We start from the raw sequence: 10640 nt of genomic DNA on the forward strand, positions 1-10640 counted from the left end.
AGGGCGCTGTCGGTGCGCCATGCCTTGACCAGCTCAACGTCGGCGCGGACCAGATGGCCCTGGTTGTTTTCCAGTTGTGCTTCGAAGCGCTCGAACAGGGTAAAGGCGTCGGCGGTGCCGCCGGCAAACCCGGCAATCACCTTATTGTGATAGAGGCGGCGTACCTTGCGGGCATTGCCCTTCATGACGGTGTTGCCCAGGCTCACCTGGCCATCACCACCGATGACCACGTTGTTGCCCCGGCGAACGGAAACGATTGTCGTACCGCGATACTGCTCCACGGGCGTTCTCCTTTTGTCTCGTAGAAGGGGAGGTAAGGGCGGGGGAGGGGGTATTCAAGGGAAGAGGGGGCAATTGATAGTTGATAATTGATAACTCGCGAGGAGGCTTGGTGCCGGGCAAGGAAAGAGGCCGCGGCCATGGCCTGGTTGCGGCTTCTACCCTTTGTTAGAGCCGAAGCCCTGGATTGAGCCGTTATCAATTATCCATTATCAACGATCAATTAACCGCAGGAGCTTGATGAACCCCGCATCGCTTGCAGGCAAGCTCCTACAGTTGGGAAACACTCACTTCTTCATCTTGATCGGCAGGGTCTCAATGCCATTGCCGGCCAGCTGGTCCTGGGCCCGGTGCATGGCGTTGAGGTTGTCGTAGGGACCGATCATGACTCGGTGCCAGCTGTCGCCGCTTTCCAGGTCCACGGACTGAATGGAGGCGTCGAAGCCCTTGAGGATCAATTCTGCCCGGCGACGGTCGGCATCCTCGTTGCGGCGGAAACTGCCCGCCTGTAGCAGATAGCGTTCGTCGCTGGAGCGGGTGCCGGCGTCCGGTTTGCGTTCGCTGGTGGGTTTTTCCTGAGCGGGCTCGCGGCTTTTCCGGGTGCCTGAATCGCTCTCGTTCTGCGGCACGATGACTTCCATTTTCGGCAGCACCGCATAGAAATCGAATTGCGGGGAGTCGTCGTCGCTGCTCTTTTTCGGCTCGGGCTTGGCCGGCTTGGTGGGTTGTGCCGGTTTTTGTGCCACTTGGCCGCCATCGCCCTGTTGTAGCTGGGTCTTGCCCAGGTGAAACAGGAAGGCCACAAACAGGCCCACCATCAAGCCAGTGAACAGCCAGACCCAGCCCGGAACCTGGCGTTGCGTCTTCTTGCGTACGGGGCCGCGGCTGGCCCCGCGTTTGCTGGTGTTCTTTGCCATGGGGTGGTGTCCTTGGTCGGGCTACATCCGTTCGAGCGGGCTCAGGCCCAGCAGTTCCATGCCCTGTTTCAGGGTGCGGGCGGTCAGCGCGGCCAGCTTCAGGCGGCTCTGCTTGAGGTCCTCATTGTCGCCGGAGAGGATCGGGCAATGCTCGTAAAATGTGGAAAACAGGCCGGCTACGTCATACAGGTAGGTGCACAGTAGGTGTGGCAGTCCTTTTTCGGCCACACTTTCCAGGACTTCCCCGAATTGCACCAGGCGGGCGGCCAGAGCCTGTTCGGCCTCTTCCTGAAGCAGGAACTCACCGCTGACCAGGGTCATGTCCAGGCCCGCCTTGCGGAATACACTGGCCACCCGGGTGTAGGCATAGAGCAGGTAGGGGGCGGTGTTACCTTCGAAGCTGAGCATCTGCTCGAAATTGAAGATGTAGTCGCTGCTGCGGTTCTTCGACAGGTCTGCGTATTTCACCGCGCCAATACCCACGGCGTGGGCGATGGTGCGCAGATCCTGGTCGTCCAGTTGCGGGTTCTTGTCCTTGACCAGCGTATAGGCACGCTCTTCGGCTTCATCAAGCAGGTCGATCAGTTTCACGGTGCCGCCGTCGCGGGTCTTGAAAGGGCGACCGTCCGGGCCGTTCATGGTGCCAAAGCCCATGTGTTCCAGCTCGGTGTCTTCCGGGACAAAGCCGGCCCGCTTGGCCAGGCTGAACATCTGCTGGAAGTGCAGGGCCTGGCGCTGGTCCACGAAGTAGAGCATGCGGTCGGCATGCAGGGTGCCGGCCCGGTAGCGCAGGGCCGCCAGGTCGGTGGTGGCGTACAGGTAGCCGCCGTCGGCTTTCTGCACGATCACCGGCAGCGGGGCGCCTTCCTTGTTCTTGAATTCGTCCATGAACACGCACTGTGCACCCTGGTCTTCGCTGAGCAGGCCGCGGGCGTCCAGGTCGCTGACCACCTGAGCCAGGTCATCGTTGTAGGCGCTTTCGCCGCGCACGTCCGCTGGGGTCAGGCTTACGCCCAGGCGGTCATAGACGGCCTGGCAGTGACTCAGGGAGACACTGTTGAATTCCCGCCACAGGGCCAGGCAGTCTTCGTCGCCGGCCTGCAGTTTTACCACCAGGCTGCGGGCGCGGGTGGCGAAGTCGTCGGAGTCGTCGAAGCGTTGTTTGGCGGCGCGGTAGAAGCCTTCCAGATCTCCCAGTTCGCGGGACAGCTCGGTGTTGCTTTCCTCGCTTTTCTGTTCTTCCAGGTAGGCCAGCAGCATGCCGAACTGGGTGCCCCAGTCGCCCACATGGTTCTGGCGAACCACCTTGTGGCCGAGGAATTCCAGGGTGCGCACCACCGCATCGCCGATAATGGATGAGCGCAGGTGCCCCACGTGCATTTCCTTGGCCAGGTTGGGGGAGGAATAGTCCACCACCACGGTCTGTGCCTGCTCCGGACGGGATACACCCAGATGCTCGTCGGCCAGTGCCTGATCCAGCAGGCCGGTGAGCCAGTCATCGGCCTGGAAGAAATTGATAAAACCAGGCCCGGCGATTTCCACTTTGGCCACGGCGTTATCCGCCGGCAGGGCGGCAATCAGTTTTTCCGCCAGGTCGCGGGGCTTCATGCCGGCGGGTTTGGCCAGCATCAGCGCGATATTGGTGGCAAAGTCGCCGTGGCTCTTGTCCTTGGTGCGGTCGATCTGCGCCGGGCGCTTGGCCTCGGCGGGCAGGCTGCCCTCGGCAATCAGGGTGTCCAGGGCGCTGTCGATCAGGGTAATCAGGCGTTCTTTCATGGCATTCTTTTGTGGAGGGCATCTGGGCCGTTCGATTGGGCGGCGATTGTACGGGAAAAGGCGAGATTACGCAGCACGCGCCCTGCTGCGGGCTGCATGTGGCGTTCTACAACATATCAATCGGGTCCACATCCAGATGCCAGCGGCACTGGCGGGCGGCGGGCAGGGTGCGCGCCTGTTCCAGCAACAGGCTGATGGCCTGATGCAGAGGGGGGCGGCTGGTGCATTGCAGCAGCATCTGCGTACGGTAGCGGCCGGCGCGTCTTTCCATGGGGGCGGGGACCGGGCCCAACAGATGAACACCGGGAGGTAGCGGGATGCCGGCCAGCTGCTGCAGAAAGTCCATGGCCTTGGCCATGCTCATGGCTTCGCAGCGGAACAGGGCCAGGTGACCGAAAGGGGGCAGGCCGGCCATCTTCCGTTCTTCCAGCAAGGCGCTGGCCAGGGCCGGGTAGTCGCCGCTGGCGGCCAGTTGCAGGAGCGGGTGGTCCGGGTGGCGGGTTTGCAGCAGTACCCGGCCCTGGTGTTCCCGGCCGCTGCGGCCTGCCACTTGCAGCAGCAGTTGGGCGGCCTGTTCCGGGCCGCGAAAGTCGGCGCTGAGAAAGCCGGCGTCCATGTCCAGAATCACCACCAGAGACAGCTTCGGGAAGTGATGCCCCTTGGCCAGCATCTGGGTGCCCACCATCACCACCGGGTTGCCCTGCTGGATGGTGGCCAGGTGAGCATCCAGGCTGCCCTTGCGGCGGGTGGCATCCCGGTCGATGCGGATTACCGGAACCTGTATCGACTGTTCCAACAGTTCGGTGAGTTTTTCGGTGCCACTGCCGGCTTCATGGATGGCGCTGGAGCCGCAGTCCGGGCAACGCGATGGCACCTGTTGCTGATAGTCGCAGTGGTGACAGCGCAGGCTGCCTTCGCTGCGGTGCCAGGTGAGGAAGCTGTCGCAACGGCGGCATTCTGCCTGCCAGCCGCAATCCTGGCAGAGAATCATGGGGGCGTAGCCGCGCCGGTTGATAAAGACCAGGGCCTGGTTGCCCTGCTCGACGCAGTGTTTTATTGCCTGCAGGGACTGGGGTAGCAGTGGTTGGCCGGGGGCGGCCAGGGTGCCGTCGAGGATTTCGATGGGCGGGCGTCCCTGGTCGGTGGCCCGTTGCGAGAGTTTCAGCCACTGGAAGCGTTCCTCCCGGGCCAGTTGCAGGGTTTCCAGGGCAGGGGTGGCGCTGCCCAGCACCACCGGGATGCCCAATTGCTGGGCTCGCCAGGTGGCCAGGTCGCGGGCATGGAAGCGAAAGCCGTCCTGTTGTTTCAGGGAGGCGTCGTGGGCTTCGTCGACAATGATCAGGCCCGGGTCGGCCATTGGGGTAAAGATGGCAGAGCGGGTGCCGATGATGATGCGCGCCTTGCCGTCACGGGCGGCCAGCCAGTTGTCCAGGCGTTCCCGGTCGGTGAGCCCGGAGTGCAGGGTGACCACCGGCACCGCGAATCGCTGGCGGAAACGTTGCACGGTCTGCGGTGTCAGGCCGATTTCCGGGATCAGCACCAGTACCTGTTTGCCGGCGGTCAGATGCGCGGTCATGGCCTGTAAATAGACCTCGGTCTTGCCGCTGCCGGTGACGCCATCGAGCAGGAAAGGGGTAAACCCCTTGGCGTCCTGAAGGGCGCGGATTGCCTGGCGCTGTTCTGCATTGGCGGCCAGGGGTGGCTGGGCAAGAATGTCCTTGGGTGGCGCGTCATCGTCCAGAGCCACCTGCTCCGCCCAGCCCTTGTCTCGCAGGCTGTTCAGGGCGGTTGAAGGAACCTCCAAGGCGGCGAGCATGGCGCTGCTCAGCCCCTTGGGGTGCTCACGCAAGGTGTGCAGGGCCTGGCGCTGGCGTGGGGCCCGACTGACCTGGTCGTCGCTGACATGGTGGCCCCTTTCGGTAAGCTGCCAGCGCTTTTCCTGGCTGGCTTCGGCATCGTTGCCTTGGCGCAGCAGGGCCGGCAGGGCGTAATTGAGGACCTCGCCGAGGGGGTGGTGGTAGTAGCGGGCCGCCCGTTCGCACAGTTGGTAGAGTTCTGTCGGCAAGACAGGGCTGTCGTCCAGCACCCGTTGAACGGCTTTGAGTTTGGGGTAATCGCTGTTGCCGTTACCGTGGACCAGGCCCACCAGGGTACGACGACCGAAAGACACTTGTACCCGGCAGCCGCGCGGAGGCGGGGTGTCGCCCGGGTACAGGTAGTCGAAGCAGCCAGTTAGCGGGACCGGCAGGGCAATTTGCAGGGTTTTCTTGGCTGACAAGGGCGTTCCTGAAGACTGCAGCGTCAAAGAGCCTGCAAATAGGTTCTCAGCGCTTGCGGATTGGGATCAAGCTGTTATGATTCGCCTTCTTTTTCCCAGACGCAAGCCGTGTGGTGCCTGTCGTAGAGCCAGGTAGCGACACATATTGGAGCTCAGCCATGAAACCAGAGATTCATCCCGAATACCAGGCAGCGACTTATACCTGCAGCTGCGGTAACGTTATTGAAAGCCATTCCACCCGTGGCGGTGCGATGGACCTGGACGTTTGTTCCGCTTGCCATCCTTTCTATACCGGTAAGCAGAAGCAAGCCGACAGCGGTGGCCAGATCGACAAGTTCAAGCAGCGTTTCGGCGTGATGCGCAGCAAGAAGGACTAAACAGCGTTTTCACCGCAGTTTATGTAGCCTTTAAAAAGCACCCTGCGGGGTGCTTTTTGCTTTGAGATCTTGCGTACACAGTGTTTAGCCTGACAGTTTAGCCCGACTAGGGACCAGCGGAGACCAGCATGTCTGAGGATTTGAGAACGGCGGCCCTGGAATACCACGCCAAACCGCGGCCAGGGAAAATCAGCGTTGAGGTGACCAAGCCGGCGGCAACCAGCCGTGATCTGAGCTTGGCCTATAGTCCGGGTGTGGCAGAACCGGTGCGCGAGATCGCCCGGGAGCCAGAGCTGGCCTACCGCTTTACCGCCAAGGGCAATCTGGTCGCCGTGATCAGCGATGGCACCGCCATCCTGGGCCTGGGTAATCTCGGCGCGCTGGCGTCCAAGCCGGTCATGGAAGGCAAGGGGATTCTGTTCAAGCTGTTTGCCGGTATCGATGTGTTCGATATCGAAGTAGACGCGGAAGACTCCCAGGCCTTTATCGACACTGTGGTGCGTATCCATCGCACGTTTGGTGGTATCAACCTGGAAGATATTCGGGCACCGGAGTGTTTCGAGATCGAGCGCATCCTCAAAGAGCAGTGTGATGTGCCGGTATTCCACGATGATCAGCACGGTACCGCCATCGTGGTGGGTGCCGGTCTGATCAATGCGCTGGAGATTCAGGAAAAGCGTATCGAAGACATCAAGGTGGTCTGTGTGGGTGCCGGCGCCGCTGGCGTGGCATCGGTGCGGCTGCTGATCGAGATGGGCGCGCGCAAGGAAAATATCCTTGTGCTGGATCGCAAGGGTGTGATTCACAGCCGTCGCGATGATCTCAACCAGTACAAGGCGGCGCTGGCCAACGACACCGACAAGCGCACCCTGAACGATGCGGTGGAAGAGGCGGATGTGTTTATCGGTGTGTCCGGGCCGGACATGCTGACCCCGGAAATGGTCAAGAAGATGGCGCCTCGGCCGATCATCTTTGCCCTGGCGAATCCGGATCCGGAAATTCGCCCGGAGGTGGCCAAGGCGGCACGCCCGGATGCGATCGTGGCAACCGGGCGTTCCGATTTTCCCAACCAGGTGAACAATGTGCTGTGTTTCCCGTACATGTTCCGTGGTGCTCTGGACGTGCGCTCCACCTCGATCACCGAGGAAATGAAGATCGCTGCGGTGCACGCCATTGCCGAGCTGGTGCGCGAAGCGCCACCTCAGGAAGTGCTGGATGCCTATGGTGGTGAGCCACTTACCTTTGGTGCCGACTACATCATTCCCAAGCCCAATGATCCTCGTCTGCTGGGCCGTGTGTCCTCAGCGGTGGCTCGTGCGGCGGTAGATTGTGGTGTGGCTCGCAAGGGGTACCCCTCTCATTATCCGTTGAACTCGCTGGATGAGATTTTCCCGGAGTTGTAATGTGACGCCGGACGCCAGACGAAAAAAACCGCCCAAAAGGGCGGTTTTTTTATGGTTAGCGCCAAGTACCCAACTAGAAAATCTGTTCCGGTGCGCTGTTGCTGCCGCCAGGGCCGCGCTGAGGCTCCATTTCCGGCACCTGGTCCTCAATAAAGTACTCGCGGATGGCATTGGGGTTGTCCGGGCGCGCCAGCAGGCCGCTGTCGGGATCGATACGCACGGTGGCGATGCCGGAGGGTTGCTCCAGTTGTCGTTCCGGAACCCCTTGTAGTGCCGGCCCCATGTAGTCGATCCAGATTGGCAGGGCCGCCTTGCCGCCATATTCGCCCCAGCCCAGGTTGGCCGGGTTGTCAAAGCCTACCCAGACAGTGGCCACCAGGTCCGGAGCATAGCCGGAGAACCAGGCATCCACCTGGTCGTTGGTGGTGCCGGTCTTGCCGGCCAGGTCATCACGTCCCAGGGCGCGGGCTTTGCTGCCGGTGCCTACCCGGATCACATCCTGCAGCATGGAATTCATCAGCCAGGCAATGCGTGGGTCCAGTACCCGGGGTGCCATGACCGGCTCTGGCTGTATTGGTGTGATCGATTCGTCGGCGTTGTCCTTGTCGCCCTGGTTCGATTGTCCTGGTGATGACGCCAGTTCTGAAATGTCGTCTTCCAGTTTGAGGGGGGGGAGGCAAGGGGGCTCGCAAAGAATGACGTCCGCTGCCTGCCAGAGGATGTCGCCATCCGCATTCTCGATGCGCTGAATGGCCCAGGGGGTCACCCGGTAGCCACCGTTCGCAAAGACGCTGTAGGCGTTGGCAATATCCATCGGGGTGACGCTGGCACTACCCAGTGCCAGGGACAGATCACGCTGAAAGCCATCAGCGGGCAGGCCGAAGCGTTTCAGTGTGCCCATGGCCTGGCTGATGCCGATCTGGCGAAGAATGCGAATGGAAACCAGATTCAGCGAGCGGTACAGGGCCTCGCGCATGCGGGTGGGGCCGTAGAACTTGCCACTGGCACCGGTGGGGCGCCAGGCGGTTTCCAGTTTGTCGTCATCGAACACCACGGGGGCGTCATTGATGATGGAGGCGGGGGTGAAGCCATTCTCCATGGCCGAGGTATAGATGAAGGGTTTGAATACGGAGCCGGCCTGGCGCTCACTTTGCACGGCCCGGTTGAAGTTGGAGGCAGAGAAGCTGTAGCCGCCCTGCATGGCGACTACGGCACCGGTGGCCGGGTCCAGTGAGACCAGAGCGGATTGCGCCACGGGCAACTGGGCCAGGCGCCAGCGGCGGTTATCTTCAGGGCCTACCGGGCGGACGCGGATGATGTCGCCCCGGGTCAGCTCATCGCCGGCTTGCTGGGGCTCTTCTCCGACATATTTGTTGTTGAGCTGGGGGCGGGCCCAGCGGATATCATTCCAGGCCAGTTGGGCGCGCTTGCCATCGCGGAACAGGATGTCTGCATCCTGTTCGCCCACGCGGGTGACGATGACCGGTTGCAGGGGGCCGATTCGTTGCTGGTCGCGGATCATTTTTACCCAGCGGGCGACTTTCGGGTCCAGTCCGGTAATGGTTTTCTCGATTTCCGCTTTTTCTGCCTGTGCAGGCAGTTCGCTCTGTTCTGCCGGCGGTTGTTCGCTGTCAGACACCTCTATGGCTGACAATGCCGGGGCTCCGCTGACATCCCGCTGCGCTATCGGGCCGCGATAGCCATGGCGCTCATCGTAGCTGTGCAGGCCGGTTCGCAGTGCCTGAACGGCTGCTGTCTGGCGCTTGCTGTCGATGGTGGTGATGATGCGAATGCCATCGGTAAAAATATCCTGCTCCACCAGTTTGGCAGCCTGCAGGCGGACCATTTCGCCCACGTAGGCGGCGTCTACCTCGGGCCGGGCCGCATGGAAACGGGCGCTGACCGGTTCGGCCTGGGCTGCCTTGCGCGCCTCTGGGGTGAGAACACCGGTTTCTTCCATGCGGAACAGGATCCAGTTGCGGCGCACCCGAGCCCGTTCCGGGTTGGTGATTGGGTTGTAGGCGGAGGGGGCCTTGGGCAGGCCGGCGATCATGGCTTGCTGGGAGATGTTGAGTTCCCCCACGGATTTGCCGTAGTAGACCTGGGCGGCGGCTTCGGCCCCGTAGGCCCGGTGGCCCAGATAGATCTTGTTCAGGTACAACTCGAGAATCTCTTCCTTGCTGAGTACCCGCTCGATCTGGATGGCCAAGACAATCTCGTTGAATTTGCGCAGAAAGCGCTGGTCCCGGCTGAGGAAGAAGTTGCGTGCCACCTGCATGGTGATGGTGGAGCCGCCGGAGCGGATTTCCCGGTAGCGGGCCAGTTCCACAGCGGCCCGCACCAGACCCTTCAGATCAACGCCGTTGTGTCTGAAGAAGCGCTCATCCTCGGCAGCCAGTACGGCCTGCACCAAGGTTTCCGGCAATTCGTCGTAGGATACCGGTTGTCGGCGTTTTTCCCCATACTCAGCAATAAGTTTTATATCATTGCTGTAAATGCGCAGGGGAATCTGGTATTCCACCTCGCGGATCTGACTGGCTGGGGGTAGTTGCGGGGCCAGATACAAATAGCTGGCGGCCAGAATGGATAGCCCGCCACCGGCGCCGGCAATCAGGAGAAGGAGCAGGTATCGGGTCCAGGAGGGTAAGCGCATGTTTTCGACAACTACTGGCTGGGATCGGTAGAAAGGCCTAGCTGGCCCGTGAAGTGGGTCATTATATGGTGGAAAGGTTGTTGTGATCTAATATCTGTTCTGCTATTACTACACCTAAAGTGATTCGACATAAAAAACGTGTAAGTGTATCTTTATCAAGAAAAAACACTTTAATAATAACCAGACGGGACGACAACAGTGCTGCCTTTCCTCAGAAAAAAGGCCCAGACACTACTGGGGATCGACATCAGCTCCACGGCGGTGAAGCTGCTTGAGCTGTCGAAATCGGGGAACCGCTACAAGGTCGAAAGCTATGGGGTTGAGCCTCTGCCGGCCAACGCGGTTGTCGAAAAAAACATCAGTGACGTGGAGGGCGTCGGGGATGCTATCGCCCGTCTGGTCAGCCGCGCCCGTCCCGGGGTGAAGGCCGCGGCGGTGGCAGTGTCCGGCTCCGCCGTGATCACCAAGCTGATTGAAATGGACGCCTCTCTCAGCGAAGACGAGATGGAAAGCCAGCTGAAAGTGGAGGCGGATCAGTATATCCCCTTCCCGCTGGATGAAGTACGTATGGATTTCCAGGTCATGGGGCCTGTTGAAGGTAACGTCGAGCGCGTGGAAGTGCTTGTGGCGGCCTCGCGCACAGAAAATGTGGAAATGCGAACTGATGCGCTGGAAATCGGCGGGCTGCAGGCCAAGGCCGTTGATGTGGAAGCTTATGCCATGGAGCGGGCCTTCCAGCTGGCGCTGCCGGGGTTGCCCAATGCCGAGGAGCTGGAGACCGTGGCGGTCTTCGATATCGGTGCCACCATGACCACGTTGAACGTCTTCCATCAGGGGCGCAGTGTCTATACTCGTGAGCAGCTGTTTGGTGGCAAGCAGCTGACCGAAGAAATTCAGCGTCGCTACGGCATTTCCATGGAAGAGGCCGGTCTGGCCAAGAAAACCGGCGAACTGCCC

The 10640-nt window shown here is 61.1% G+C and carries 8 protein-coding genes; 3 read left to right on the forward strand and 5 right to left on the reverse strand.

Translation table 11 applies throughout. The annotated features are described in order from the left end of the window. From hslV to ACFE0K_RS10040, 4 genes are all read right to left on the reverse strand, one after another. Window positions 1–281 (reverse strand): ATP-dependent protease subunit HslV (gene hslV / locus ACFE0K_RS10025; RefSeq protein ID WP_434535929.1); only part of this gene is annotated, 281 nt, incomplete at its 3' end. A 285-nt stretch (window positions 282–566) separates the two neighbouring features. Then, window positions 567–1196, reverse strand: coding sequence for an SPOR domain-containing protein (locus ACFE0K_RS10030; RefSeq protein WP_434535930.1), 630 nt, complete (start codon window positions 1194–1196; stop codon window positions 567–569). Between the two features lie 21 nt (window positions 1197–1217). Continuing rightward, entirely contained in the window at window positions 1218–2972 is a 1755-nt protein-coding gene (gene argS, locus ACFE0K_RS10035; RefSeq protein WP_434535931.1) for an arginine--tRNA ligase, read from the reverse strand. A 106-nt stretch (window positions 2973–3078) separates the two neighbouring features. Further along, a complete protein-coding gene (locus ACFE0K_RS10040) occupies window positions 3079–5250 on the reverse strand; it encodes a primosomal protein N' (RefSeq protein ID WP_434535932.1) in 2172 nt (723 codons plus the stop codon). Window positions 5251–5408: 158 nt separating this feature from the next. On the opposite strand from ACFE0K_RS10040, the gene rpmE reads away from it, so the two are divergent. Beyond that, window positions 5409–5627: a 50S ribosomal protein L31 gene (rpmE, locus tag ACFE0K_RS10045; protein ID WP_434535933.1), complete on the forward strand. Its 219-nt coding sequence runs from the start codon at window positions 5409–5411 to the stop codon at window positions 5625–5627. A gap of 128 nt (window positions 5628–5755) precedes the next feature. Further along, on the forward strand, window positions 5756–7030 hold the full coding sequence (locus ACFE0K_RS10050; protein ID WP_434535934.1) for a malic enzyme-like NAD(P)-binding protein: 1275 nt from the start codon (window positions 5756–5758) through the stop codon (window positions 7028–7030). A 73-nt stretch (window positions 7031–7103) separates the two neighbouring features. Here the strand turns inward: ACFE0K_RS10050 and ACFE0K_RS10055 are convergent, their stop codons facing one another. Then, window positions 7104–9683 (reverse strand): penicillin-binding protein 1A, encoded by a 2580-nt coding sequence (locus ACFE0K_RS10055; RefSeq protein ID WP_434535935.1) that lies wholly within the window; start codon window positions 9681–9683, stop codon window positions 7104–7106. 198 nt (window positions 9684–9881) lie between these two features. Here ACFE0K_RS10055 and pilM point away from each other — a divergent pair. Continuing rightward, the coding region (pilM, locus tag ACFE0K_RS10060; RefSeq protein ID WP_434535936.1) for a type IV pilus assembly protein PilM at window positions 9882–10640 on the forward strand (759 nt) is incomplete at its 3' end.

It is taken from the genome of Alcanivorax sp. (assembly GCF_051117345.1).
GTDB lineage: Bacteria > Pseudomonadota > Gammaproteobacteria > Pseudomonadales > Alcanivoracaceae > Alcanivorax.

Excerpts from the sequence above, each read along its gene's own strand:
- ACFE0K_RS10055 (WP_434535935.1), bottom strand. The coding sequence starts at position 9,683 with ATGCGCTTACCCTCCTGGACCCGATACCTGCTCCTTCTCCTGATTGCC.
- ACFE0K_RS10030 (WP_434535930.1), bottom strand. The coding sequence starts at position 1,196 with ATGGCAAAGAACACCAGCAAACGCGGGGCCAGCCGCGGCCCCGTACGC.
- rpmE (WP_434535933.1), top strand. The coding sequence starts at position 5,409 with ATGAAACCAGAGATTCATCCCGAATACCAGGCAGCGACTTATACCTGC.
- ACFE0K_RS10050 (WP_434535934.1), top strand. The coding sequence starts at position 5,756 with ATGTCTGAGGATTTGAGAACGGCGGCCCTGGAATACCACGCCAAACCG.
- argS (WP_434535931.1), bottom strand. The coding sequence starts at position 2,972 with ATGAAAGAACGCCTGATTACCCTGATCGACAGCGCCCTGGACACCCTG.